General features: G+C 62.0%; 25 protein-coding genes and 2 pseudogenes. 12 read left to right on the top strand and 15 right to left on the bottom strand.

Annotation, left to right across the window (positions count from 1 at the left end; translation table 11 throughout):
• The first annotated feature begins 45 nt into the window (after nt 1–45).
• Together J2R76_RS09935 and J2R76_RS09940 are read left to right on the top strand one after the other, a co-directional pair.
• Complete coding sequence (locus J2R76_RS09935; protein ID WP_076831785.1) at nt 46–918, top strand: helix-turn-helix domain-containing GNAT family N-acetyltransferase; 873 nt, start codon at nt 46–48, stop codon at nt 916–918.
• A gap of 70 nt (nt 919–988) precedes the next feature.
• Nucleotides 989–1,486, top strand: coding sequence for a peptide deformylase (locus tag J2R76_RS09940; RefSeq protein WP_076831783.1), 498 nt, complete (start codon nt 989–991; stop codon nt 1,484–1,486).
• 125 nt (nt 1,487–1,611) lie between these two features.
• On the opposite strand, the gene J2R76_RS09945 is transcribed toward J2R76_RS09940, so the two are convergent.
• From J2R76_RS09945 to J2R76_RS09965, 5 genes are all read right to left on the bottom strand, one after another.
• Nucleotides 1,612–2,874, bottom strand: coding sequence for a serine hydrolase (locus tag J2R76_RS09945; RefSeq protein WP_076832188.1), 1,263 nt, complete (start codon nt 2,872–2,874; stop codon nt 1,612–1,614).
• A 188-nt stretch (nt 2,875–3,062) separates the two neighbouring features.
• Nucleotides 3,063–3,536: a VOC family protein gene (locus J2R76_RS09950; RefSeq protein WP_057019799.1), complete on the bottom strand. Its 474-nt coding sequence runs from the start codon at nt 3,534–3,536 to the stop codon at nt 3,063–3,065.
• Between the two features lie 114 nt (nt 3,537–3,650).
• A complete protein-coding gene (locus J2R76_RS09955) occupies nt 3,651–4,775 on the bottom strand; it encodes an MFS transporter (protein WP_244558933.1) in 1,125 nt (374 codons plus the stop codon).
• 47 nt (nt 4,776–4,822) lie between these two features.
• The gene (locus tag J2R76_RS09960) at nt 4,823–5,851 is read right to left on the bottom strand and encodes an adenosine deaminase (protein ID WP_083715148.1); all 1,029 of its coding nucleotides are present in this window, start codon (nt 5,849–5,851) and stop codon (nt 4,823–4,825) included.
• 175 nt (nt 5,852–6,026) lie between these two features.
• A complete protein-coding gene (locus tag J2R76_RS09965; protein ID WP_076831778.1) occupies nt 6,027–6,563 on the bottom strand; it encodes a helix-turn-helix transcriptional regulator in 537 nt (178 codons plus the stop codon).
• 424 nt (nt 6,564–6,987) lie between these two features.
• Between J2R76_RS09965 and J2R76_RS09970 the strand changes: the two genes are divergently transcribed.
• The gene (locus J2R76_RS09970; protein WP_076831775.1) at nt 6,988–7,641 is read left to right on the top strand and encodes a glutathione S-transferase family protein; all 654 of its coding nucleotides are present in this window, start codon (nt 6,988–6,990) and stop codon (nt 7,639–7,641) included.
• 80 nt (nt 7,642–7,721) lie between these two features.
• Here J2R76_RS09970 and J2R76_RS09975 read toward each other — a convergent pair whose 3' ends face one another.
• Together J2R76_RS09975 and J2R76_RS09980 are read right to left on the bottom strand one after the other, a co-directional pair.
• Nucleotides 7,722–8,909 (bottom strand): serine hydrolase, encoded by a 1,188-nt coding sequence (locus J2R76_RS09975; RefSeq protein ID WP_158074227.1) that lies wholly within the window; start codon nt 8,907–8,909, stop codon nt 7,722–7,724.
• A 295-nt stretch (nt 8,910–9,204) separates the two neighbouring features.
• Entirely contained in the window at nt 9,205–9,420 is a 216-nt protein-coding gene (locus J2R76_RS09980) for a hypothetical protein (RefSeq protein ID WP_206601536.1), read from the bottom strand.
• On the opposite strand from J2R76_RS09980, the pseudogene J2R76_RS40940 reads away from it, so the two are divergent.
• From J2R76_RS40940 to J2R76_RS09990, 3 genes and pseudogenes are all read left to right on the top strand, one after another.
• Nucleotides 9,364–9,560, top strand: a pseudogene (locus tag J2R76_RS40940) (FAD-dependent oxidoreductase); the annotation flags it as partial. The gene J2R76_RS09980 and the pseudogene J2R76_RS40940 overlap by 57 nt on opposite strands.
• Before the next feature lie 108 nt (nt 9,561–9,668).
• Nucleotides 9,669–10,334: a hypothetical protein gene (locus J2R76_RS40945; RefSeq protein ID WP_375162664.1), complete on the top strand. Its 666-nt coding sequence runs from the start codon at nt 9,669–9,671 to the stop codon at nt 10,332–10,334.
• Nucleotides 10,335–10,661: 327 nt separating this feature from the next.
• Nucleotides 10,662–10,898: a hypothetical protein gene (locus tag J2R76_RS09990; protein ID WP_076831769.1), complete on the top strand. Its 237-nt coding sequence runs from the start codon at nt 10,662–10,664 to the stop codon at nt 10,896–10,898.
• A gap of 277 nt (nt 10,899–11,175) precedes the next feature.
• On the opposite strand, the gene J2R76_RS09995 is transcribed toward J2R76_RS09990, so the two are convergent.
• Nucleotides 11,176–12,072 (bottom strand): LysR family transcriptional regulator, encoded by an 897-nt coding sequence (locus J2R76_RS09995; protein WP_076831767.1) that lies wholly within the window; start codon nt 12,070–12,072, stop codon nt 11,176–11,178.
• Nucleotides 12,073–12,388: 316 nt separating this feature from the next.
• On the opposite strand from J2R76_RS09995, the gene J2R76_RS10000 reads away from it, so the two are divergent.
• Together J2R76_RS10000 and J2R76_RS10005 are read left to right on the top strand one after the other, a co-directional pair.
• On the top strand, nt 12,389–13,123 hold the full coding sequence (locus tag J2R76_RS10000) for an SDR family NAD(P)-dependent oxidoreductase (RefSeq protein ID WP_076831764.1): 735 nt from the start codon (nt 12,389–12,391) through the stop codon (nt 13,121–13,123).
• 36 nt (nt 13,124–13,159) lie between these two features.
• Nucleotides 13,160–13,759, top strand: coding sequence for an NADPH-dependent F420 reductase (locus tag J2R76_RS10005; protein ID WP_076831762.1), 600 nt, complete (start codon nt 13,160–13,162; stop codon nt 13,757–13,759).
• 171 nt (nt 13,760–13,930) lie between these two features.
• On the opposite strand, the gene J2R76_RS10010 is transcribed toward J2R76_RS10005, so the two are convergent.
• Nucleotides 13,931–14,584, bottom strand: a complete 654-nt coding sequence (locus J2R76_RS10010) for a glutathione S-transferase (protein ID WP_076831759.1) — start codon at nt 14,582–14,584, stop codon at nt 13,931–13,933.
• 109 nt (nt 14,585–14,693) lie between these two features.
• Here J2R76_RS10010 and J2R76_RS10015 point away from each other — a divergent pair, with 109 nt between their 5' ends.
• Together J2R76_RS10015 and J2R76_RS10020 are read left to right on the top strand one after the other, a co-directional pair.
• Entirely contained in the window at nt 14,694–15,257 is a 564-nt protein-coding gene (locus J2R76_RS10015) for a TetR/AcrR family transcriptional regulator (protein ID WP_076831756.1), read from the top strand.
• Between the two features lie 202 nt (nt 15,258–15,459).
• Nucleotides 15,460–15,528, top strand: a pseudogene (locus J2R76_RS10020) (NADP oxidoreductase coenzyme); the annotation flags it as partial.
• A gap of 91 nt (nt 15,529–15,619) precedes the next feature.
• On the opposite strand, the gene J2R76_RS10025 reads toward J2R76_RS10020, so the two are convergent.
• The 4 genes from J2R76_RS10025 to istA all read right to left on the bottom strand — a co-directional run bounded on the left by J2R76_RS10025 (nt 15,620) and on the right by istA (nt 19,477).
• A complete protein-coding gene (locus J2R76_RS10025) occupies nt 15,620–16,006 on the bottom strand; it encodes a Fic family protein (protein WP_141342128.1) in 387 nt (128 codons plus the stop codon).
• Entirely contained in the window at nt 15,976–16,887 is a 912-nt protein-coding gene (locus J2R76_RS10030; RefSeq protein WP_143271136.1) for a hypothetical protein, read from the bottom strand. The genes J2R76_RS10025 and J2R76_RS10030 overlap by 31 nt, the downstream gene beginning before the upstream one ends.
• A 422-nt stretch (nt 16,888–17,309) precedes the next feature.
• Entirely contained in the window at nt 17,310–18,170 is an 861-nt protein-coding gene (gene istB, locus J2R76_RS10035; protein ID WP_141343233.1) for an IS21-like element helper ATPase IstB, read from the bottom strand.
• Nucleotides 18,170–19,477 carry an IS21 family transposase gene (gene istA, locus J2R76_RS10040; RefSeq protein ID WP_253623937.1) on the bottom strand — a complete coding sequence of 436 codons (1,308 nt, stop codon included), beginning with the start codon at nt 19,475–19,477 and terminating at the stop codon, nt 18,170–18,172. The genes istB and istA overlap by 1 nt, the downstream gene beginning before the upstream one ends.
• Before the next feature lie 1,245 nt (nt 19,478–20,722).
• Here istA and J2R76_RS10045 point away from each other — a divergent pair.
• Together J2R76_RS10045 and J2R76_RS10050 are read left to right on the top strand one after the other, a co-directional pair.
• Nucleotides 20,723–21,133, top strand: coding sequence for a cupin domain-containing protein (locus J2R76_RS10045; protein WP_141343231.1), 411 nt, complete (start codon nt 20,723–20,725; stop codon nt 21,131–21,133).
• A 74-nt stretch (nt 21,134–21,207) separates the two neighbouring features.
• Nucleotides 21,208–21,630, top strand: coding sequence for a GFA family protein (locus J2R76_RS10050; protein ID WP_141343230.1), 423 nt, complete (start codon nt 21,208–21,210; stop codon nt 21,628–21,630).
• A gap of 218 nt (nt 21,631–21,848) precedes the next feature.
• Here J2R76_RS10050 and J2R76_RS10055 read toward each other — a convergent pair whose 3' ends face one another.
• Complete coding sequence (locus tag J2R76_RS10055; protein WP_141343229.1) at nt 21,849–22,961, bottom strand: adenylate/guanylate cyclase domain-containing protein; 1,113 nt, start codon at nt 22,959–22,961, stop codon at nt 21,849–21,851.
• A 201-nt stretch (nt 22,962–23,162) separates the two neighbouring features.
• Nucleotides 23,163–23,483: an SMR family transporter gene (locus tag J2R76_RS10060; RefSeq protein ID WP_141343228.1), complete on the bottom strand. Its 321-nt coding sequence runs from the start codon at nt 23,481–23,483 to the stop codon at nt 23,163–23,165.
• Nucleotides 23,484–23,609: the final 126 nt, after the last annotated feature.

Genomic DNA, 23,609 nt, shown 5'->3' on the forward strand with positions numbered 1-23,609 from the left:
GCCGGCCGATTGACGCGGCGACGATATCTGACTAAAGTCAGATATATGCTCGACCCCGTGTCCCGCGTCCGTCGCTTCAACCGTGCCGTGACCTCCGCCGTCGGCGCGCTCGACACCTCGTTCCTCGGGCGCGGCCGGCCGCTCGGCGCGGCGCGCGTGCTGAACGCGATCGGACACGGCCGCGCCGATGTCGGCGAGATCAGGGATTATCTCGGGCTCGATTCCGGCCTGATGAGCCGCCTGCTGCGCAGCCTCGAGGACGAAGGCCTGATCGAGACCACGGCGCATGGCGACGATGCGCGCCGCCGCATCGCACGGCTGACGGCGGCGGGTAAGCGCGAGTTCAGCGCCTATGAAGCGATCTCCAATCGGCAGGCCAAGGACTTTCTCGCCCACCACAGCCAGCGCGAGGCGCTGCTGGCGGCGATGGACCTGATCGCCTCGGCGCTTGGCCGCGACGGCACCGCCCTCGATGAGATGGATCCGCGCAGCGACGAGGCGCGCTATTGCCTCGGCGAATATTACGCCGAGCTCGCGCGGCGGTTCGAGAAAGGCTTTGACGTCAGGCTGTCGCGCGACCCCGAGGCCAAGGACATGGTGCGCCCACGCGGCAGCTTCATCGTGGCGATGTCGGACGGGTTGCCGATCGGCTGCGTCGGGCTGAAGGGCAGCGGCGGCGAGTTCGCGGAGATCAAGCGGCTCTGGGTCGCACCTGGCGCGCGCGGCCTCGGCCTTGGCCGCCGCCTGATGGACGCCGCCGAGAAGGCCGCACGCGAGCTCGGCATCGCGGTGTTACGGCTCGACACCAACAGCGCGCTGCCGGAAGCCGGCCAGCTCTATCGCAGGACGGGCTGGACCGAGATCCCGCGCTTCAACGACGACCCCTACCCCGATCTGTTCTTCGAAAAGCATCTCTGAACGGCGCGCCGCACGCGGTGCCCGGGATCAGCATGTTGTCCGGCGCGATGCGCTGGCCTAAGACACGAGCATGACCATTCGCCCCATCGTGCGCTATCCCGATCCGCGCCTTGCGCTGCCGGCCGAGCCGGTGACCATGTTCGACGACGCGCTGCGCGAACTGGCGCAGGACCTGCTCGAGACCATGCATGCGGCGCCGGGCATCGGCATCACCGCGCCGCATATCGGCGTATCCCTGCGCGTCGTGGTGCTCGAGTTCGATGCCAGCGAGGGCGCGCGGACCTATGTCAATCCGGAGATCATCCGGACCTCGCCCGAGATAATCCTGCACAAGGAAGGCAGCGTCTCGATGCCCGGGGTCAACGACGAGGTCGAGCGTCACGCCCGCGTCCGCATCCGCTATCAGGATCTCGACGGAAACATGCAGACCGAAGAGTCCGACGGCCTGCGCGCCGTGTGCCATCAGCACGAGATCGATCAGCTCGACGGCGTGTTCTGGATCAGGCGGCTGTCCCGCATCAAGCGGGAGCGCCTGATCAAGCGCTTCGACAAAATCTCGCGGACGTGATCGTAGCCCCGCATGAGCGAAGCGACATGCGGGACAAGCCGCGATCAGCAGACGGAAAGGCCCCGGATATCGCTGCGCTCATCCGGGCTACGCGTCTTGCGCGAGCGAACCAACCTGCCTTCGTCCTACCCTCCCGCCATCAAATCCTTGGCCAGCGCCATGTAAGCCGGCAGCGTCACAGGGTCGTTGGCGGCGTTGCCGGCGGCCGGGTGCGAGGCGTAGCGCGCGATCACTATCTCGGCCTTCGGATCGATATAGAGACCCTGGCCATAAACGCCGCGCGCCATGAAGGCGCCGTGCGCATTGTGCGTCACCCACCATTGATTGCGGTAGGACGCCCCTGGCAGTGTTGTGTAGCCGGCAGGCTTGAATTTCTCGGGATCGCCGCCGCGCGCGATGTCCTCGACCACTTGAGACGGTACGATCTGGCGGCCGTTGAAGCGGCCGTGGTTGCGGATCGTCTCGCCGAACCGGGCAAGATCGCGCAGCGTCGTCGACAATCCGCCGCCGCCGCTTTCGGTGCCGATGCGGTCGACGTGATAATGCGCATCCTCCTCGGCGCCCATCGGCGCCCAGATCCGCTCGGAGAGCAGGTCGGACAGCGTCATGCCGCTAGCACGGCGGCAGATCCAGGCCAGCACGTCGGTGTTGACGGTCTTGTAGGCGAACGCCTTGCCGTGCTCGCCCTGCTTCTGCTGCGCGCAGAGGAAATCGAAGATATTGGTCGCGCCCTCATAGCCCGGCTCGATCGGCGCCATGCCGTTGGCGCGCCGCAGCCCCCACACGTCGGAATTCTTGTCGGTATAGACCTCGGTGTATTTGAGGCCGGTGGTCATATCCATCGCCTCGTGCACGCGGGCATCGCCGAACGCGCTTGCCTTCAGCTCCGGCACGTAATCGGTGATCGGCGCCTGCGGATCGATCTTGCCCTCGGCGATCAGGATACCGGCAAGCGTGCCGGTGAACGATTTGGTCACCGACATCGCGATGTGCGGCTTGTGCGGCCTCAGGGCGCCGAAATAGCGCTCGTAGATCAGCTTGCCCCGGTGCAGCACGGCGATGCCGTCGGCATAGGTTTCCTCTAGCATGCGCGCGAAGGTCATCGGGCGACCGTCCATCGTCACCGATGCCGACGCGCCGATATCATGGTCTGCGCGCGGCAGCGCCGACGCCGGCCCTGCCCCGCGCCAGACATTCACGGTCGGCACCAGTTGGCGAATGTTGCTCCAGGCCCAGCGCAATTCGGGGAAGCTGCGGAACGAGCCGTTCTGGAAGGTGATGGTCCTGTCCTGCGGCGGCGGAAAGCCCTGCATCCAGCCAAGCGTCTGCGGATCGGATTCGGCGGCGGTGAGATTTTGCTGTTGATTGGCGGCGGCTGCGACGGACATCAGGGCTGGCTCCAGAGCTGCGAATGCGAATTTCGTATCACGCGACAGCACCAGGCACATCCCGCGTTTGCGCCGGGGTGATCGTCGCGGCGAGCGCACGCCGCAACGCGAATGGCCGCGTGCCGCACACGCCAGCTCGATCGGACACCTGACTATCGAGCCCGGGCCAAATCATTCCACCACGCGGATTACCCCGCCGCCGCGCGCTCGATCGCGGCGATGTCGATGTTCTTCATCGTCATCATCGCCTCCATCGCGCGCTTGCCGGCGGCGCGGTCGGCGCTGTTGACGAGCTCGAGCAGCCGCCGCGGCGTGATCTGCCAGGCAAAGCCCCAGCGATCCCGGCACCAGCCGCACGGCAATTCCTTGCCGCCGTTGGAAGTGACCGCATTCCAGTAGCGGTCGGTCTCCTCCTGGCTGTCGGTGAGCACCATGAAACTGACCGCCTCGTTCGGCGTGTAGTTGGAGCCTCCGTTTAACCCCACGAAACGCCGGCCGAGCACGGTGAACTCGACCGTCAGTTCCTCGCCCTGCCCGATGCCCGGTATCGGAGATTGATGGCCCGCGCCGACATGGCTGTCGGGAAACGTCGCGGCATAAAACTCCGCCGCTTCGCGCGCCCGGCCCTGATCGAACCAGAGGCATGTGACGAGATCGGTCATGGCAGTCTCCTTCCAGGGATCGTCGAGCAGAATGGAGAGGGAATAATCCGTGATTATGGTCCTGGTTCGACGCGGCGCAGGCTTTCGTTCCACAACGTGTTTCGCCATCGCGGATCATGTTTCGCCACTTCGGCTCACGCGCATGATCAACAGCGGCACGATGACGATCACTCCCGCCATCAGCATCACTCCGGATAGATCCGAGAGATTCAGCATCCGGGCACCAAGAATGGCTCCGACGCCGATCGCCGAATTGATGACCGCGGAGTGGACCGCGGCCGCGGACATCGCCATGGAACCGGCCGCGCGTAAGATCCAAGTCTGGAGGCCCGCGAACAGCGCCGCGACGGCGGCGCCCCAGACGATGAGCAAGGTAACAACCGCGCCGGCCCCCAGTTGCGGGCCAAACCATCCAAGCCCGACAAGCGCGCCCGCGAGGGCCAGCAGTCCCCACGTGATGACAGATGTCATGAAGCGATCGATCAGAACGCCGGTCAGGATGTTGCCGACAAATCCTGCTCCGCCAAAGCCGAACAGCATCACACCGATCATGAAGGGCGGCACATCCGCGATCTCGCCGAGGAAGGGTTCGATGAACGTATAGGCTGCGAAATTCGCTGCCGCCATGAACGCCGTTACGGAATAGATTCTCCGCAGGTCCTGTCGGCGCACCACCGCTGCCAGCGCTTGCCATCCCGCCGGCGATCCGGCCCGGAGCCGCGGAAGAACGCCGACCATCAGGGCGGACGTGCACAACCCGACCCCGCCGATCACGCCGAAAGCCGCGCGCCATCCGTTGTTCTGTCCGATGAGGTTGACGAGCGGCACGCCGATGACGGTTGCCATCGAGATTCCGCCGAACACGATCGCTGTCGCAACACCCATGCGATGAGACGGCGCGATCTGCGTTGCGATCGCGGCCGCCATCGCCCAGAAGAAGCCGTGAACGACAGCACCGACCGCCCGCGCCAGCAGCAACCCCGTGAAACCGTCGGAGAGCATTGCCGCAAGATTGGTCGCAGACTTCACCAGCATCAGAACAACGAGCAGCGGTTTGCGGGGAAAACGTTGCAGCAGAACGGCGGACAACAGGCCGCTTGCAGCGCCGATCCAGGCATAGAGCGTGACCGTGAGCCCGACCGCGGCCTGGTCTCGACCAAGATCGAGGGCGATTTGGGACAACAGCCCGACCGGCGCGAACTCGCTCGTGACCATCGTGAACGAAGCAACGCCGAGCACGATGACGGCGAGCCAGACGCGGAGCCCGGGACTGGAAGTGTCAGTCGTCATGCAGGTGACCGGTGTGGCGGCCTGATGTCCCTGATGACGCGCCGATAGTCCTGACGTCGCCTTTCATCCACGAACGCAGCCTTGAGGCTGTTGTCGGCGAGGCTCAATTGCTCCTCGGCAGTCAGGCCCAACGCCGCTGCCGCACGGACGAAGTTCTCGTTGACGTGACCTCCGAAATACGCGGGGTCGTCGGAGTTGACCGTGATGCAGAGGCCGGCGTGGAGCAGCCGGCGCAGATTGTGACGTTGGAGATCGGGGAAGATCCGCAGCGCTACATTCGACAGCGGGCATACCGTGAGCGGCGTCCCCTCGTCGGCAAGGCGCCGCATCAGTGCCGGATCTGCCTCGCATTGGACGCCGTGATCGATGCGGTCGACGCGCAGCCTGTCGATCGCTTCGGCCACGTAGTTGGGCGGCCCTTCCTCACCGGCATGCGCGGTCGTCTTCCAGCCAAGCGCGCGGGCGCGGGCGAAGACCTGGTCGAAGGGTCCGGGCGGGTAGCCTTTTTCCGGTCCACCAAGTCCGAGGGCCAGCACGCCGTCGCGCCAGCGGCGCGCTGCCTCGATGGCGGCGAAGGCCTCTTCAACAGGCTTATGCGGGCGAACGCACAGGATCATGCCTTCAGTGATATCGCGTTGTAACCGCGCGTCTGCATAAGCGGCGCTGATGCCGTCCATGACAGCATCGAACGGCACGCCGCGCTCGGTATGGTCGGCAGGGGTGACGTAGATTTCCGCATGAACGACGTTGTCTTCCCGCGCGCGGGTCAGGTACGCGCGTGCCAGCTCATAGAAGTCGCGCTCCGTCCGAAGCACGGTCAGACCGGCCCAGCAGATCTCCAAAAATGACTGGAGATCGGAGAAGCGATACGCCGAGAGGATATCGGTCATCGAGCGGTACCGGATCGCCACGTCGTTCCGGCGGGCAAAATCGAGCAGCATGCCCGGCTCCAGCGTTCCCTCGACATGCACGTGAAGCTCGGCCTTCGGAACGGCCTTGATGTCAAACAAGGGAACGGAATTCATTGAACGCGATCTCTGGCCTCGGCGTGTTCCGCTTCAGAGCTTTTTCCCGCGCGTCCAACCGGATGCGCGTGCCGAAGCTCGTCCGCCGTACGAGCCCGACCTAGCAGCCTTTGTCGAAAGGTCGCCACGCATAAAATATGCGGGCGTTATCCGGCTGAGGCAGCCTCCCCGCGCATTAGGCAATGGTGGTGACCAGCCGCGCGGGGGCACCGTCGGCGAGCATGATGCGCTCCCACAGCATGCGTCCCGGAAGGATCACGAGATCCGCATCGGAGTTCGGACCCGTATTGACCTCGAGCGAGCTGAGCTGCCCGTCATACCAGCCGAGATCATTGAGGGCGATGTCAGCCGCGAGGATTTCCGGAGAGGCATAGACACGTAGCGATTTGCCCAGGAACTCGGATAAGCCGGTTCGCCATTCGGCCTGCCTGGGCGCCGACGCGGCAAGCAGCCGATGCGTCAGGTCGCACACCAGATGGACCTTGCGCGTCGAGGATTCGACGAGACGCTTCAGAGCGGCATCTTGGGCCGGCTCGAACGGACCCATGAGCAATCGGCGCGCTGAGATCCACTGGGTTTCCGACAGATCGAGAATGCCGCGCTCCCAGCGCGACACGGTCGCCTGATCCACACCCATCAATTCAGCGAGGTAGCTTTGCTTCATCTGACGAAGCAATCGCATTCGTCGCAATCCGCGGCCTTGATCACCCATCAACATTCACCCAACTTTGTTCTGCATCTCGTGGCGCTAGGTCAGCGAAGATATACCCCGCGGACACCGCTACCAGGAACGGCTGCGGCGCAAACTCCGCAGCCGTGCGCGCCTGGCGCTGGTCGAACCACTGGCATGTCACGAGCCCGGCCACGGCAGCCTTTCTTTTTTCGCATAGGGTGGTTGGGGAAACCGCACACCGCCATCACGATCGCAAAGCCTGTCCGGATCGGCCAATTCGGCCGCTATCGCGGCGATGACTGCCATTGAGCAGCGAAATCCGGGGTTCTCGCCTTTGGCAGGACCGGCCCCGGATCTCGCTGCGCTACATCCGGGCTACGCTTGGCCAAATTATTCCGGAATCGGCTGTCGGGGCGCGCGCCGCCCGCTCGTCCTCGGGACGCAAAGGACATGGAGAGAAACGATGACGCCCATCATCACCGCCTTCGAACGGTCGCCCGATGGCGGCAAGGGACTGGCGCGCGATACGCGCGTTCGCTGGGCGCTGGAAGAAGCGGGCCAGCCTTACGAGGTTCGCCTTGTTTCGTTCCAGGCGATGAAGGAACCCGCGCATCTGGCGCTGCATCCCTTCGGCCAGATTCCGACCTATGAGGAAGGTGATCTGGCGCTGTTCGAGACAGGCTCGATCGTGCTTTATATCGCCGAGCGTCATGCGGGCCTGCTGCCCGGCGATGCCAATGCCCGCGCCCACGCAATCACCTGGATGTTTGCCGCGGTCAACACGGTGGAACCGCCGATCCTCGAACTCATGACCGCCAGGATTCTGGAGAGCGACAAGCCCTGGACCAAAGAGCGCCTGCCGCTGGTCATGGATCGCATCCGCGACCGGCTGAAGCAACTCTCCACCCGCCTCGGCAAGGCCGACTGGCTCGACGGCGCGTTCAGCGCGGGCGACCTGATGATGGTGTCGGTGCTGCTCAGGCTGAGAGCATCGGGCATTCTCGAAGAATATCCGGGCCTGTCCGCCTATGTCGCCCGCGGCGAAGCGCGGCCGGCTTACCAGCGCGCTTTCGAGGCTCAGCTGGCGGTCAACACGGGTAAGCGACCGACCGGCTGAGGTTGGCGACAACAGGGACAGCGCCCTTGCGCGGACGGCAAAGCCCCCGGACATCGCTGCACTCGTCCGGGCCAGGTTTGCTAGTCGAATGGATCGTGTTCTGGCAGCGGTTCGGTCAGTTCGAATCCTGGATGAAGCTGCGAGATAATCTCCAGTGCGGTGCGGCCGGGTGCGATCCCCGCGGGGTGCACGCCCGACGCATCGAAATACTGGTTGCTCAGCACCGCGACACCGCATTTCAGTTCCGGCACGACGATCACGATCGCTTCGAATCCGCCTCTGCTCGTCGCGCCGTTCTTTGTGAAAACGGTATGGCCCTGCGTGTCCGTGGTGATCTGCCAGGCGAGGCCCATGGTGACGCTGGTCTTCTCCCCGCAGATGGGGAATGTCCCCTGGTTCTGCTGCGTCAGTGCGATCTGCGACCCGAGCGGCCCCTTCGGCGCCGCGATCTGCGCCGCAAGGAACTTGATCATGTCGTCGCCGGTGGTCTTCAGATCAAAGGCCGTGCCGCCGGTCGGCGTGTTGCGGTCGAAGACGATCGGATATGGCGGCTCGGAGTTCTTGCTCCAATGCCCGATACATCCCTGCGCGATCTTCCACGACGAATTGAGCACCGCTCCGGTCTGCTTCATGCCGAGCGGACCGGTGATGTATTCGGCCAAAATTTCGTTGTAGTTATGGCCCTTGTCTTTCGCAAACATCTGCGTAACCGCAAAGCCCAGGGTCACGAAGCCGATGTTGGAATACTGCCAGCAGCCCTGCGGCGGCGTATCATATTGATTCCACCAGTTGATGAGTTCACTGGACGGTGGCTCGTCCGCAAACAGCTGCTCGCTGTAGCCAGTCAAGCCGTCCCCCGGCTGCTCCGGCATGCCGGAGGTATGGGTGGCGAATTGCACGAGCTGGATGGCGTCCAGCACCGGCGTTCCCACCGCGTTCGCGCTGAAGAGGTTCAGATAAGGGCCGATGGTATCGTCAAGAGAAGGCCCACCCGCCTTGACCGCCACCGCCAGCAATGTGCTGGTGAACACCTTGGTCACCGATCCGATCTCGAACACCGTGTCGGTCGTGACACTGAATGGCGCGGGCGAAGAGCCGGCCACGCCTGACAGTCCCTTGGGGTAGGCGTAGCCCTTGGTGCCGAACGACTTTTCGTCATAGACCGCGATGCAGCAGCCAGGGGCGTTGCTGATGCCGAGATATTTTTCGGCCGCCTGTTGAACGATCTGTGCCGGACTTGTCGTCGCCTCGATCATCTGGTCGCTCATTTCGCCCTCCTGCCGGTGAAGATGCACCATGTTGACCCTTGGTTGCATCCTTTCATACAACGTCGTTCAGAGCGAGTGAAATCACCGTGACTATTTGTTTCAAGTTCGCTCGGTGGAACGTTTGCGCGGAAAAACAGCGTCGTCAGACGCCGGCTTGCGCCGACTTCCCGGCAGTCGCGAAGAGTCTCGCGGGAAATCGGCGCCGGGTTAGCCGAACGCGTAACCTGCTGCCTCGCGCCCGGCTTCAAGATGTGGCGGATTACGCTTCGCCGGTCCACCTGCGCGCTCGGCTGGATTATGCTTGCTGCCGGAGCATCGGAAATGACATGGTCGATCTCACACCGCCGATGCAGGCAGAGCGCAGGACTTCTTCGTGAGCAACAATCAAGCGATCAAACTTGCGGTGATCGGACGCGGCCTGATCGGATCGGCAGCTGCGCGGCATCTGAGCAAGATGGGCCACGATGTTGCGCTGATCGGGCCCGATGAGCCGGCGGATTTTTCGCGCCATGGCGGCGTCTTCGGCAGCCACTATGACGAGGGCCGCATCACGCGGAGTTACGATCCAGGGGCGTTCTGGCGGCAAGCGAACCGCGCTGCGATTTCGCGCTACGGCGAGATTTCAGCGGAGAGCGGCGTGGAGTTCTATCGGGAAGCCGGTGCGCTTCACATCGGCCGCAGCGAAACCACTGATGTTGCACGCAGACGATCACGGCGGAGCGCGCCGGCGCCCGGATCATCGACGAACCCGCGCTGGGGATTTCGGAAAGCGGCTCCGGCGTCACGATCCGGACGCGATCGGGGAGCGTCGAGGCCGAGCGCGTTCTGGTTGCGGCGGGCGGGCACACCCAATCGCTGCTCGGCCGCTCCCTGGGCTTTACGGTCTATGGGCGGACCGCGGCGCTGTTCCGGCTTGGTGCGGCGGAGGTTCAACGCCTGGCCGGAATGCCGTCGATGCGTTGTCTCGGGCCCAAGGGCGACAATCCCTACATCCTGCCTCCGATCCGCTATCCGGACGGCCAGACCTGGCTGAAGCTCGGCGGCGATCCGGTCGATCTTCCGCTCGGCAGCGAGGCCGATATCAAGGACTGGTTCCGCTCGGGCGGATCGATTGAAGTCGCCGATCGGCTTCAAGGACAGATCCTTGAACGCATTCGCGACCTCGCTTTCGAGGAACGCCGCGTCGTGCCCTGCATGACCACCTTCGGCGACAGCGGCCTGCCCTGCATCGGACCGCTTCAGAGCGCGTCACGGTCGCGTTCTGCTGCTACGGCAAGAGCGCAAAATGTTCGGACGAACTGGGCCGGCTCGGCGGCATGGCGCTGCTCGGCGAGGTCCGAGCCGAGCTCGCGCCGTGACGGAGTTTTGTGCGGCGTTTGCGTCCGAACGTTCCTGGGCACGCAGGACGGGTTCGCCAGCGGGTAGCCCGCATGAGCGCAGCGATATGCGGAACGCCACGACACGCCCCGGATGTCGCTTCGCTCATCCGGGCTCCGCTTGCTGAACCCGTAGGAGTGCCAACGCGGACGTAACGCACCCTCACGATCATCACCCGAAGACGTGATGGATTACGCTTCGTTCATCCGGACTGTCGGTGATGGTCTGCATCGCGTGACACAACGGCGAGGATCTCGTTGCTCACGCAGCGTTGAGCCGGCGTGAGTGATGATTGCATTCAAGTCCGCCGATGCCGCGCACAAATATCTGACGAGGCCAGACTCCTTGGCCCCATAAACAACACGGAGAAACTCCATGACCAACGTCGAACTCCTGTCGGCTTCCTTGATCGCGGTTGCCATGATCGCGTCGCCGGCAATGGCGCGTGAAACCCACGCGATGTCCCGCCACGTCGCGGAGGCGAGCGCCGCCGCGCCGACTGACCACGTCTATGTCGACGGTCGCGCCTGCATTCCGGCGCCGCGCGTCGGTTCATTCGCCACCGCGCCCTGGACCGGCAACAATGTCCCCTGCGAGCCGGGTCCATATTGATCGCGTGGCGCGCATCGATCGGTCGAGCGGCCTCCTAGCTGCTTGACCGGCGCGATGTGCCATCGCTCCGCTGAAACAGTGAGTAGCCCGCATGAGCGCAGCGATATGCGGGACTCCACGCGACACACGATAGAAGATGCCCTGGATATCGCTTCGCTCATCCGGGTACGCTTGCTACCGTCAGCAGCGCAAGGGATTGACCGCGATTTCGCTTGGTGCAATCGCGGCTCGGCTTCCGATCGGATTGCGGCAAGCGCCATCGGCGACCTGCCGCGCATCAGTCGCGTGATACGGACAGTCCGGCGAGAAGCGGAGCGTATGCGGTGAGCCTGCGGGATACGAACTCGGTGAAGAGCCGCACGCGCTTCGTCTTGCGTGTCTCTCCCTGTGTGAGAAGCCAGAGCGTTCCGTACATGTGCAGGTCGGTGCCCGGCACCCTCACAAGCAGAGGGTCGGCATCTCCGACGAAGCACGGCAGCGTCGTCATGCCGATCCCCTGCTGCACCGCGACGATCTGCGCCGCGGCATCTGTCGCCCTGAACGGAACCTCGGCGGCGCGAACCTCACCCTCGTGGGCCCAGTCCGGGATTCCGTGAATACTTATGACGATCCACCTGACGGGATCAGGCGCGCCCGCGCGCCACGCGGCCAGTCGATCGCGGGATATGTAGATGCCGCCGAACAGCTCCGGTCCCTTCAGGCCGTGAAGATTGAGCGGCAGGGTTTTGCGGTCGTAGACGACGCGGATCGCGACATCGGCCTCCCGGTTGGTCAGATTTGCCAGCTCACCGGACGACAGGATTTCCATCTCGATGTCCGGATGCAGTCGTGCGAAATCGGCGAAGTCCGGCATGAGCAGGTGTGTCGCGAGGGGCGGTGCCAGCGTCACCCGCAGAAGCCCGCGCACGCCTTGGTCGCGGCCGAAGACGCGCGTCTCCAGCTGGTGCGACGACGCTTCCATCTGGTCCGCGAGTTCGAGGACCTCCTCCCCCGCAGCCGTCAGGCGGTAACCCGAAGGCAGCTTCTCGAACATGTGCGCTCCGAGCCGCTCCTCCAGCTGGGCGACGCGTCGCAGCACGGTCGAGTGGTTCACCCCGAGCCGTTCGGCGGCAGCCCGCACCGAGCCTCCGCGCGCGACGGCAAGAAAGTAGCGAACGTCATCCCAGTCGATCATGGTGCAATCCGGCACCGCTGGGGTGCGCCTTCCAAAGCCCGTCTCCAATACATCGAACAGCATCTCGTATGTGGGTAGCACGGACGATCATCATAGCCCAAGCCGAATAGCCACGCCGACAAGCGCGGCCCAATTCCGAACGGCGGACACCGATCGTCGCGGCTGGCGTCAGTCATCCGGCCGGATCGATTTCGCACCACCGATGTGCGCGCTTCCGCACTCAACGCCTGACGCCGGCGGAGCTACGTCGAGGTTCTCGGGGGCCATCTCGCAGATGGGACCAGAGACGCTGTCCGACACGACGAAGGGAGAACTCATGGGAAAGCTTGAGGGTAAGGTTGCAGTCATCACGGGTGGATCGAGCGGCATGGCGCTGGCGAGCGCCAGGCGGTTCGTTGAAGAAGGCGCCTATGTTTTCATCACGGGCCGAAGGCAGGAGGCGCTCGACGAGGCGGTCAGGCTGATCGGCCGGAACGTGACCGGCGTGCGCGGCGACGCGGCCAATCTCGACGACCTCGACCGTCTGTTCGACACGGTCAAGCGGGAAAAGGGCAAGATCGACGTCCTGTACGCGAGCGCCGGCATCGGCGAAGCCATCCCACTGGGCGAGATTACCGAGCGGCATTTCGATGCGACCTTCGACCTGAATACGCGCGGCACGCTGTTTGCGGTTCAGAAGGCGTTGCCGCTGTTCAGCGATGGCGGCTCGATCTTCATGACCGGGTCGGTCGCTTCGGCAAAAGGTTTTCCCGGTTACGGTGTGTATGCGGCGAGCAAGGCGGCGTTGCGCTCATTCGCACGCACCTGGCTCAACGAACTGAAGGGCAGGAATATCCGGGTGAACGTGCTGAGCCCGGGGCCGATCGCCACTCCGATGCAGGACCAGGTCCTCACCGAGGAGGCGAAGCGGATGTTCGAATCCCTGATCCCGCGGGGAAAGATGGGTCGCCCTGAGGAAATTGCGGCGGCCGCGCTGTTTCTTGCCTCAGACGATTCGAGCTTCGTGAATGGGGTGGAGTTGTCTGTCGACGGCGGTTTTTCGGCCATCTGAAATCGAATCAACACCAACACGGATCGGAGAAGCACCATGAGCTACGCGATTGTAGGATTCGGTAAGGTAGGCCAGGCCCTCGCCCACGCCTTCGCCCGTAAGAACATCAACGTGACCGTCGCGAGCCGCCGGCCGCCCGAGGCGTTGGCGCCGCAGGCGCGGGCGATTGGACCCACGGTCGTCGCCAAGTCGTTGCGGGAAGCACTCGAGGCCGACACAATCATCCTGGCGGTCCCGTTCGGGGAGCATCGCGAGGTTGCGAAGGCCCTGCCGAGCTGGAAAGGCAAGATGGTGATCGACGCGATGAACGCGTTTCCAGTCCCTGAAGAGCTGGACGGCCTCCCGTCCTCCGCCTCCGTCGCGAAGGCGTTCACCGGCGCCAGCTTCGTGAAAGGGTTCAATCACCTGGTTGCGGCCAAGCTGGCGGCCGATCCGATCGTCGAGGGTGGCCACCGGGTGGTCTTTCTGTCTGGTGACGACGAGGACGCGACCGCTCCTGTGGCGGCCCTGGCGGAGCAACTAGGGTTCGCACCCGTCAAGCTGGGAAAGCTCAACGAGGGTGGCGCGCTGGTGCACGCACGTGGCCGCACTTGGGGCCCGCTCATCTTCCAGGATTTGTTCAAGAAGGAGCAGTAACGGATTTGCGACCCGTAGCCCGCATGAGCGGAGCGACATGCGGGACAAGACGCGGAGCGCCGATCGGAAAACCCCGGATGTCGCTGCGCTCATCCGGGCTACGCTTGCTATCTTGCCGATCCGCCCTCGCGTAAGACTCGCGAGGGCGGTGTTCGCAAACTACGATCTTAATCAAGATGCCTCGATCGGCTCGGACATCGTTATCCGGTTCTTGACGCTAGGACGCTCCTGCATCGCTGCATACCATGCCAAGAGAGCCTCGCACTCGATCGGCACCGGCACGTTCAACAGTCCCGCGAAGATCAAGCCGCCGATGAGGGTGATATCGGCCATCGTGAACGCCTCGCCGGCGACGAACGGCTGTGCTTTCAGAATGCCGTCAAAGTAGTGCATCCCCCTGACGGCCTTGTCGCGCTGACGGAATCCCCATTCGGGGTTCTGATAGATCTCGACATGAGGCCCGAGACCCGGCGTGGCGTGGTGGAAATAGACGCTGATGGCATCGAGCAGTTCCAGTTCGGCGCGCTTGCTCATCATGTGGATTACGCCCTTTTCGCGCGGCGTCCTGCCGGTCAGCATCGGCGCGCCATCGAGCGCGTCAAGGTACTCGGTGATGGCCGTGCACTCGCCAATGAAGGTCCCGTCGTCGAGTTCGAGCACCGGCAGGGTGCCGGAGTAGTTCTTGGCGAGGAATTCGGGCTTCTTGTGCTCGCCCTTGTAGAGATCGACCAATACGAACTCCACTTGCGGCCGCAGGTTCTTCTCGGCCAAAGCGATGCGAACGCGGGCCGGATATGGGCCAGTTGGCCAATCGTAAATCTTCATCAGGACTCCTGTGTCTACCTGCCACTTGGTAGGCTGAAATTAACCTTCAAATCCGGCCGGTCAACGCCTATCTGTCACTTGGTAGATAACGAAGCGGTGAGGCAACGAAGTGAGTTCGAGCTCTCGGGAAGCCATCCTGGCGACAGCAAAGCGGACCGCGCAGGCACGCGGCTATGGCGGCTTGAATTTCCGTGATCTGGCGGACGAAGTCGGGATCAAGGCCGCCAGCATCTATCACCATTTTCCGAGCAAGGCCGATCTCGGCGTGGCCGTCGCGCGGCGCTACTGGGAAGACACCGCCGCCCAACTCGAGGCGATGCTGGCAGAAACGGCCGATCCTGTCCGCTGCCTGCGTCGATATCCCGATGTGTTTCGCAAAGCGCTCGAGAGCAACAACCGCATGTGCCTCTGCAGCTTCATGTCGGCGGAAGTCGACGACCTGCCGGACGCAGTGAAGAAGGAGGTCCAGACCTTTGCCGACGTCAACGTGGCGTGGCTGAGCAAGCTGTTGGTGGCCGCGGGCCTGGTCAGTTCGAGAAAGAGCGAACAGCGGGCCCGCGCCATCTTCGCCGCCGTCGCCGGCGCGCAGCTCGTCGCCAGAAGCCGCTCCGATATTTCGCTCTACGACTCGATGATCGACAGCTATCGCGCCGCGGGACTTCTGCCGGCATAGATGGCCCGAACGTCAGATCGACGTGAGGCGGCGACGCCCTGCTCCAACTCGATCGTTCTAAGCCATGGTAGCGAGTAGCCCGCATCAGCGAAGCGATATGCGGACACCACGTGACACGCTGACAGGAGGTGCCCCGGATATCGCGGAGCCCGTCATCGGGCGCGCGTTCGCGCGACCCGTTGGCTCATCCGGGCTACGCTCGCTGGTGCACGCACGCGGCCGCGTTTGGGGCCAGCTCATCTTCCAGGATTTGTTCAAGAAAGAGCAGTGATCGGCGCACGGGCGCCGTTCGAAGGGCGGGGAGACGCGCTGGCCGCGCCGGACGGGCAGCGCGCAGTTCGGATCAACGGTTTCAAACAGCGTCAGATATGACACCACGTTCTCGCGACGATAATCGTCCGAGCTTTGCTGTTGGTTTCACCCTCTTCGATCGGAGGGCGCAGGGAAGACCGGGTGCCGATCGCACCCATGGGCCCCGAGCAATGGGTAGGAAGCTCGGGGGTAGGACCACAGGTGTAACCGGAAACATCCGGCCTTCCCTGCGCGATGGTTGTGCGGCTTCCGTCCAAAAACGGGTGGATCCAATTCAACCGCCAAAGCACGTACGACGAAAGCTCAATCGCACTTTTGCTGTCCCAGTTTTGGTTGACGTAGCGGCAAAGGTCTTCGATCGCCTTAACTACTTGGCCTGGGTGAATGGGCTCGAATTCGTTCTGCGTTATACGAACCGTCGCCGTTCGATAGCCGATTGGTGATGCACCCGGATATCCTTGGCGCTAAATATACTATCTACCCATCGGAAAAAATCGCTCTCTCGTCTCATTGTTGGAGAGCCATCCGGGGCCACATATGTCGGCTCCCAGGCATCATTAGCGAAAAATCCAAACGATCGAATTGGTCGACGCGGGTTCGGATGCAACAGGCAAGCATGATGAATCCAGAAGTTCCCAACTGGCTCATCGGTCCCGCTGACATGCATCTCCACTACGAATACGACCGCCGTGACTCGGCGCGTGCGATGGAAAAATCGTTCAGTAAGTTCGCCAAGAGACGGCCCCAAATTTTCTGTTGTGGCCCAGCTTTCCGGCAGCACGCAAAAAATGATGGAAGCATCTGTATCAGGCAGTTGCTTTCGCTTGTGATTCAGCGCATTTTCGATTGTTTGGATGGGAAAACTCTCTGCGGTGAGCGCTGTGACTTCAACGTTCACTGTCTCCCCGTCCGCGATCGCTTGAAAATCAAAATCTTCGCGCCTGATTCCTACCTCGGGCTTAGCTCGTACGTCATAGCCACCCTCAAGAAACATCCGCGCGGCATACATCTGGTAATAAGTGGATCGAAGATCTCGTCCACGCATTCGACGACAAAACTCCGAGAAGCCCGGACATGACCGCATCAGAAAGAGTGTTTCTCCGATAAGCAGCACGCGTCCAACGTAACCATGCCAGATCCCTCCTCTGCTGGTCCGCTGAAGGTCTAGAAAATCGCTTGTTTCTGCCTTTGTTAAATTCTTTCCGAGATAAAATAGGCCGATGTAAGCAGCCGCGAACCAATAGAAGCTCTCCCTATCAAAATCACAAGCAGCATCTCTCAAATAGTCTGCGAGGCGCTTAGGAACGTCATCAAACATCCTCGCCCCCGTCGCACGGCTTAACGCGCTGGAGAACCCCTCACTCCCACTCAATTGTTTAGGAAGATGCCTCCGCGTTGATTTCCAAGCACAAATCCTTAGAGCTGACGGTCTAATTCCGACGGTATACCCGCCCCATTTTTTTGGTCTTGAATTCACAGGAAAATTTCTGTGGCCCTGAGGAATGGTGCCTTCACCAAGTATCGGAATCAATCGAGGCACTAGACGGACTCTAGCTCGGAATGGCCTCCTCTTGAGCTTTCCGCGAGTTTCAGCAAATACCCTCACCGCTCTGCAGGGCGGACCCTTAAGGTCGCGTTTGCGCCGACAGCGGCCACTCCTAACAACTGGGCTCTCCACCCTGTCAAACGCCATCCGGAACTGCCCCCTTTGCGTCATGAAGAACTGCCCCCACCATCGGGTTATGATCTTGGTTGAAGGTTGCTTCCGTCGGTGACGGGACGGAGGGAGGCGGAGCCGACCGGAGGGCCGTCACCGACGGGCGGCGGCTTGATGAGGCCGCTCTTCCGTTTGGCGCGGAGCCGGTAGCTGTCGCCGCGGATAGTCAACACGTAGCTGTGGTGCAGGAGCCGGTCGAGGATCGCGGTGGCGACCACCGGATCGGCGAACACGGTGCCCCATTCGGCAACGCTGCGGTTCGACGTGATCAGCATGGCACCAGTTTCGTAGCGCCGGCTGACCAGTTGGAAGAACAGATGGGCCGCGTCGGGTTCCAGCGGCAGATAGCCGAGCTCGTCGACGATCAGTAGCTTTGGCTTCGACAGCGCGAGTAGTTTCTCGTCCAGGCGCCGATCGCCATGCGCCTTGGCAAGGCCAGCGACCAGCGTCGTCGCCGTGGTGAACTGCACCGTATACCCGGCCAGGATTGCCTCTCGCCCGAGCGCGATCGACAAGTGCGTCTTACCGACGCCCGGCGGGCCGAGCAGCAGCACGTTCTCTCCGTTGGCGATCCAACGTGACGCGGCCAGGTCGCGGATCTGCTTCGGATCGATCGACGGCTGCGCCTCGAAGTCGAAGCCAGCAAGCTCCTTCACGGCCGGGAAGTGTGCAAGCTTCAGCGCCATGTCGATGCGGCGATGATCCTTGCGTGCGATCTCGCGCTCGCACAGCAGGATCAGCGTCTCACGTGCCGACAGGTTCGCGCGCGCTGCCTCGTCGAGCAGGCTATCGAGCTGATCGCGGATGCCGGAGAGCTGCAATCGCGCCAGCATGGCATCAAGGGGATCAGTCGGTACTTCGGTTGCCTTCTTTGCGCGCGTCATCAGAAGCTTCCCCCGATCACGGCTTCATATTCGGCAAGAGGACGCAACAACGAAGGCGGTGGAGACGACCCCGGCACCGCCGCCGCAATCTCCGGCCGGCGGACCGCGCCATTGCGCCCGGCAACACCATCGAGATGGGCGGGATCGGCGATCCGCAGCCGGCGCCCCTCCGATTGCTTGTGGACCGCCACCTGGTGCAATCCATGGCGGATCCGCACCTCGCCGGCCGCGACCGTTATCGCCACGCGCTCGCCAATTAGGCGCCACGGCACTGAGTAACTGTTCGTGTCGATCTCGATGGCGCAATCGTTGCCGACGACCCGGGTTAGTTCGCGCAATGATCCGAACGAGGGCTGCCCGCCGAGCGGTTTCAACCGGTGTGCCTCGTCGCGTACGAAGCGAATCATCGGCGCCTCGCCGGTCGTGCCGTGGATACGCACGTTCGCCACCTCACGCTCCCACTTGGCGAGATGCGCCTCGAATGCCTCCCAACTTACGAAGGAATGCCCCGCGATCGCGTTCTTCTTCACGTAGCCGACGCCATTCTCCGTCTTGCCCTTCGTGCGTGCCCGATATGGCGCGCAGGCGCGTGGACGGAAGCCCCAATGCTTCGCAAACGCGATGAGTTTGTCGTTGAACTGAACCGACCGGCTCACCGCGTCGTGACGCACGACGAGCGCGCGTGGATTGTCCATCAGCACTTCCTCCGGCACGCCGCCGAAGGTCGTAAATGCGCTCTCGAGCCCGGCGAACCAGTGCTCTTGCTTCTCCGCCCGGAACGCACGCACATGCAGCCGTCGCGAATGCCCGAGCGTTGCCACGAACACGAATGCTTTGACCTTCACCCTGCCGATCTCGACCAGACGCTCCCCGAAGTCGATCTGCAGCTGTCGGCCAGGAGGCGTCTCGAACCTCGTCGTCGCCAGCGCCTCCGCCTTCAGCGCCTGGCGATAGGGCTGCACGGCGCGTTGCAGCGTTCGCCGGCTTACCTCCACGCCTTTCTCGGCCAACAGATCCTGGCGAACCACGTCAGCATTGCCGCGATGGCGAATGAACCTCTCGTGCAGCCAACCCTCAAGGCCGTCGAGCAGCTTCGGCCGCTCAGGCGACTTGAACGGCTTCACCCCGCCCGCCGCCACGTAGTCCTTCACCGTGTGATGGCTGCAGCCCAGCTGGCGCCCAATCCGCTTCAGCCCCCATCCGCACGCCCTTAGGCGCAACATCTCCGCCACGTCATCCGGCGTCTTCATCACCTGCCCCCGTGGATCACTCCACGGCGAGCCTCTAGTGATTCGTTCCTCGTTCATTCGCTCTCTCCTCAGCTATCCGAGGAGGGGGCAATTCCTCATGACGCCGAGGGGGCAGTTTTCCATGGCGCGCGACACCACCCTTTGGAGTGGGTGTCGAGCGGAATGCAGGGCTGCTCGGACGGCTGCGCTTTTCCTGCACTTCCAACCTGCAGCAAAGCCGGCGGTCGAAAACGCTAAGAAAGGTGGAGTGCGAGAAAGCGTGACCCTAAGGCGGACGGGCGACGGCGCCCATTCTGGAAGAATATCCTAAAGCCCGCGCTCTTGAGGTCGCAATTCGGGCCGACAAGGTTCACGTGGCGAACAACCTAAAGCGCTGGCAGAGAGCAGAAGGAAGTAGGCCCGTTGAGCCTTGTACCGCGCCTCCGCTCGTCTCGTCTCGAAACCATAGATCACGGCATCTCCAGCCAGCGTAGTGACGCTCCATTTCCATCGGCAGCCACGTTTCGTCAGCAACATCTCAAACGCGGAGAACAATTCACCGCGGCCATCTTTCGCAGGATCCATCCAGCCCAGCATGCCCCTTACGGATTTTGTGTAGGTTAGCGGCTCGGCCCAGCCGGCAAATAGAACTTCCGTCGTCGGCAGCGAATGGAACTTGTTCCCCCTTAAGGCTCGCCACAGCGGAACCGGGAACTCTGCGCTGTGGGTTGGGCGGACCGGGGGCTGCGGCCCATGAGGAAGGCGCCATTGCGGCAAAGGCGTCGTGTCAAGCTGTCGTCGCTATTGCAGGACCGCCTTGCGTCGTTTGCAAATTGGGGCGAGGGAAAAAGCTTTGAAGCTACCGCCCGGACCGGAGCGAGAAAGCCTCTTGGTGAAGGTGCGGCAAGCCGAAACTGCGTAGCACACACACGCCGCTCTCGCTCAGACGACAAAGAAGTCCGCCTAGCGGTCTCCCCCATCCTTCTGGACCCAGTTGGCGCGACGACGCGCAGCAACTTCATTCCTTGGATGACGCCAGAACTCGTCGATAGTCACCCTAGGCACCGAAGTGTGACTGGCATCGAAGTCGCAGCCGCCTTCGGTGCCTCACGGTTGAGGCAATTCCTCAGCGACCCTTTCTCGATTGATCCGGGGCAACGATCCCTGTCGAGACCATGGGTATCCTTCTACGAATAGCTCATCAGGGATGGACGGACTTGGCATAGTTCACGAGTCAGATCATGGAGCTAACCAAATAGTTCAAGAAGCGCGATGCTAGCGACCAACTGACAATTTGGCACAACTAAAAGGAAGGATCGAACAATGAAAAGACTGGCGCTTTTTATTTCCCTCGTGCTTGGCGCGACATCTCCATTTGCCTCCGCCCATGCAGGCACGGGAACGGCAACGACTTTGATGACCAAAGAGCTACCCGACTTTCCAGGGAAGGAAGGTATGGTCGAACTTGTCGACTTCGCCCCCGGCGAGGTCTCGCAACCGCACCGGCATAATGCGGATCTCTTCGTCTACGTTTTGGAGGGGAGCATTGTCACGCAGGTCGGAGGTGAAGCCTCCAAGACCGTCAATGCCGGCGAGGTCTTTTATGAAGGGCCCACGGACGTACACGTTGTGAGCCGCAACGCCAGCGCGACAAAGCCTGCGAAACTCATTGTCTTCTATCTGAAAGGTAGAGGCGTGCCGCCGACCGTACTTGTCGGCCATCAAGATAAATAGCGCCGTTTGACGGACTGGAAGGACCGAGCGTGCGGAGTCCTGACGACTTCATCTGAGGGATTGTGAGGTATCGAATGAACCATACAGGGCACTGCCTTTGCGGCGCCGTTGAACTGCGGACCACGGGAGCACCTGAGGCCATGGGATACTGTCATTGCACCACCTGCCGTACCTGGGCCAGCGGGCCGGTAGTTGCCTTCACTATCTGGAAGGCGGAGGCCGTCACGATCACAGCTGGTGAGGAGCATGTCCAAACTTTTGAGAAAACCGAACGCAGCAAGCGTAAGTTTTGCAGACGGTGCGGGAGCCAATTGATGATTGCTATTCCGACGTTGGATCGGGTAAACGTATTCGCAACGACGCTTCCGACGCTCGTGTTCAAGCCATCGCTGCACGTAAATTACGCTGAGACGGTTCTGCCCATGCGAGACGGCTTGCCGAAATTGAAGGATTTTCCGGGCGAAGTGGGGGGATCGGGCGATTCTTTGCCCGAATAGGCTGGCGCGTACATGTGACCAGGGGCACCATGAGAGCCCAGCTGTTAGCGACTTCAGCCGCGATGACCAAGCGCACACCGGGCGCATCAGAAGGCGTAGGTTCAAAGATCGAACTCGGACATCAACGGTGACAGAAGGCTCGCCACGCTGCTGAGCAAGCCATCTCCCATCGCCGCGACCTTCAACGCTTGCGTACTTCGTCCTGAGTGAAACACCCCTCAGCGTACTTTTAGGCTGTAGAGATGAAGCGGCTTTCGGCAGCCTCTGAGCAGATGTTCTCCTTCACTTGTGAAGGCGTTGGCGACGTCGACGCTGCCTTCCGCAATCAGCGATTGAATGAAATCTCCGGTGACCAGTACTGTCGCGTTGAGTGTTCGGCAGTAAGCTTCCACACGACTTGCGATGTTTACGGTATCGCCAACCACTGTGAACTCAAGCCGCTTATCGGTGCCGATGTCGCCCTGCACAACCTCCCCCCAGTGAATGCCGACGGCAATGCGAATGAGCTTGCCTGGGTCGTTGGGATGTCGGGCATTCCATTGGGCGAGGCAATCACGGATTCGCATGGCACAAAGCGCCGCGTTTGTTGCATCCCGGTCACTGGCAAGTGGTGGGCCGAACACGGCCATGAGACCGTCCCCAAGGAACTTGTCTATCGAACCACCGTGCGCAAATACGGCTTCGCCGAGCATTGCCAGCAACTCGCGCAAAAATCCGATCACTTGGTCAGGTGTCTTTTCAGACGCGAAGGCGGTGAATCCAACAACATCGGCGAACAAGACCGCTGCTTTCTCGCGACGAGCTGCGGAAAAGGGCACATCGATCTGAACGAGCCGTTTCACGATTTCCGGCGAGAAAAAACGCGCCAAGTTCCTACGCTCTCGTTTGACCTCAGCAAGACTCGCATTTGCTGACCGATTTTTCAGCACCAGCGCGGTCGTTATTGCGATTGTCGCGAAGCTGACAATAGACCTCAAGGGAGCCGCGCCGACAAAGGTGATTCCGTGCGTTAGAAGATAGCTGAGCGCGGTTAGCGCGACGCATGAAATTCCACTGAAAATGATGCCCGTGCACTCAAGATCGTGCGCGCCAATCAGAATTGCGGCCACGTACAGGGAGGCCACAGTAAAGTGAAGAGATGAAAGCGTATCGACAAGGAAGATGCATATCGCCAGGACAATCGCGAGGAAGGGGTGTGAGCGCGCTCGGTGGAACATGTTAGTCGCTTTGACACTTGATGCCGCGAGATTATGAGGACCTTCCCGCAAAGGATCGGGATGATGATGGCCCATCGCATCCGCCGTTAGGAGCGACGCTTCGAACAAGCCCACAGCAACCGTCGCAGTCCGACGCCTGCCTCAACCTTGATCGCCAACGATACGTATTCGCGACTTGCATCCAAGGGCCATGAAATTGCTTTGCGACTGGTCCAACAGTCTGTCCTTGACGGCCCCGTTCTGTGAGAAGCCAGACAACTCCGAGCCGCTCCGGCACAGCGGGACATCTGGTCAGCGAGATCGTACCTTTAAGCCTCAGTTCGCTGAGACAAGTTTTAGCCCAATCACGCCTCCCACAATGAAGACGATGCAAAACACGCGCGCGAGCGAGGCTGAATCGCCCAGCAATACCATACCGAAAATTGCGGTACCTGCCGCGCCGATACCGGTCCAGACGGCGTAGCCCGTTCCCACGGGAAGCGTGCGGAGCGCGAGGGATAGAAGAAGGACGCTCGACAAGCCGGCGGCGGCGGCAAACAGCGACGGCGTTAGCCGCGTGAAACCCACTGACCACTTCATGCTCAAGGCGAATCCGATTTCAAGAAGACCGGCGGAGACTAGGATGATCCATGTCATATGCGTTAGATCCATTTGTTATCTGCCGAGCTTCGACCGCATTCGCGGAAACGCGAGATCAACCAGTTGCTGGTCAAGGTCACTTTCTCGGAGGGGTGCTCCAGCTTCAGACCTTCAGTGTCTCGC

It is taken from the genome of Bradyrhizobium sp. USDA 4532 (assembly GCF_024171315.1).
Classification (GTDB): domain Bacteria; phylum Pseudomonadota; class Alphaproteobacteria; order Rhizobiales; family Xanthobacteraceae; genus Bradyrhizobium; species Bradyrhizobium australafricanum.

What these genes read in the sequence shown, in the direction of transcription:
- J2R76_RS09935 (WP_076831785.1), top strand. Translation starts at nt 46, where the DNA reads ATGCTCGACCCCGTGTCCCGCGTCCGTCGCTTCAACCGTGCCGTGACC.
- J2R76_RS09940 (WP_076831783.1), top strand. Translation starts at nt 989, where the DNA reads ATGACCATTCGCCCCATCGTGCGCTATCCCGATCCGCGCCTTGCGCTG.
- J2R76_RS09945 (WP_076832188.1), bottom strand. Translation starts at nt 2,874, where the DNA reads ATGTCCGTCGCAGCCGCCGCCAATCAACAGCAAAATCTCACCGCCGCC.
- J2R76_RS09950 (WP_057019799.1), bottom strand. Translation starts at nt 3,536, where the DNA reads ATGACCGATCTCGTCACATGCCTCTGGTTCGATCAGGGCCGGGCGCGC.
- J2R76_RS09960 (WP_083715148.1), bottom strand. Translation starts at nt 5,851, where the DNA reads ATGAATTCCGTTCCCTTGTTTGACATCAAGGCCGTTCCGAAGGCCGAG.
- J2R76_RS09965 (WP_076831778.1), bottom strand. Translation starts at nt 6,563, where the DNA reads ATGGGTGATCAAGGCCGCGGATTGCGACGAATGCGATTGCTTCGTCAG.
- J2R76_RS09970 (WP_076831775.1), top strand. Translation starts at nt 6,988, where the DNA reads ATGACGCCCATCATCACCGCCTTCGAACGGTCGCCCGATGGCGGCAAG.
- J2R76_RS09975 (WP_158074227.1), bottom strand. Translation starts at nt 8,909, where the DNA reads ATGAGCGACCAGATGATCGAGGCGACGACAAGTCCGGCACAGATCGTT.
- J2R76_RS09980 (WP_206601536.1), bottom strand. Translation starts at nt 9,420, where the DNA reads ATGGCGCGAAAAATCCGCCGGCTCATCGGGCCCGATCAGCGCAACATC.
- J2R76_RS09990 (WP_076831769.1), top strand. Translation starts at nt 10,662, where the DNA reads ATGACCAACGTCGAACTCCTGTCGGCTTCCTTGATCGCGGTTGCCATG.
- J2R76_RS09995 (WP_076831767.1), bottom strand. Translation starts at nt 12,072, where the DNA reads ATGATCGACTGGGATGACGTTCGCTACTTTCTTGCCGTCGCGCGCGGA.
- J2R76_RS10000 (WP_076831764.1), top strand. Translation starts at nt 12,389, where the DNA reads ATGGGAAAGCTTGAGGGTAAGGTTGCAGTCATCACGGGTGGATCGAGC.
- J2R76_RS10005 (WP_076831762.1), top strand. Translation starts at nt 13,160, where the DNA reads ATGAGCTACGCGATTGTAGGATTCGGTAAGGTAGGCCAGGCCCTCGCC.
- J2R76_RS10010 (WP_076831759.1), bottom strand. Translation starts at nt 14,584, where the DNA reads ATGAAGATTTACGATTGGCCAACTGGCCCATATCCGGCCCGCGTTCGC.
- J2R76_RS10030 (WP_143271136.1), bottom strand. Translation starts at nt 16,887, where the DNA reads ATGTTTGATGACGTTCCTAAGCGCCTCGCAGACTATTTGAGAGATGCT.
- istB (WP_141343233.1), bottom strand. Translation starts at nt 18,170, where the DNA reads ATGACGCGCGCAAAGAAGGCAACCGAAGTACCGACTGATCCCCTTGAT.
- istA (WP_253623937.1), bottom strand. Translation starts at nt 19,477, where the DNA reads ATGAACGAGGAACGAATCACTAGAGGCTCGCCGTGGAGTGATCCACGG.
- J2R76_RS10045 (WP_141343231.1), top strand. Translation starts at nt 20,723, where the DNA reads ATGAAAAGACTGGCGCTTTTTATTTCCCTCGTGCTTGGCGCGACATCT.
- J2R76_RS10050 (WP_141343230.1), top strand. Translation starts at nt 21,208, where the DNA reads ATGAACCATACAGGGCACTGCCTTTGCGGCGCCGTTGAACTGCGGACC.
- J2R76_RS10060 (WP_141343228.1), bottom strand. Translation starts at nt 23,483, where the DNA reads ATGACATGGATCATCCTAGTCTCCGCCGGTCTTCTTGAAATCGGATTC.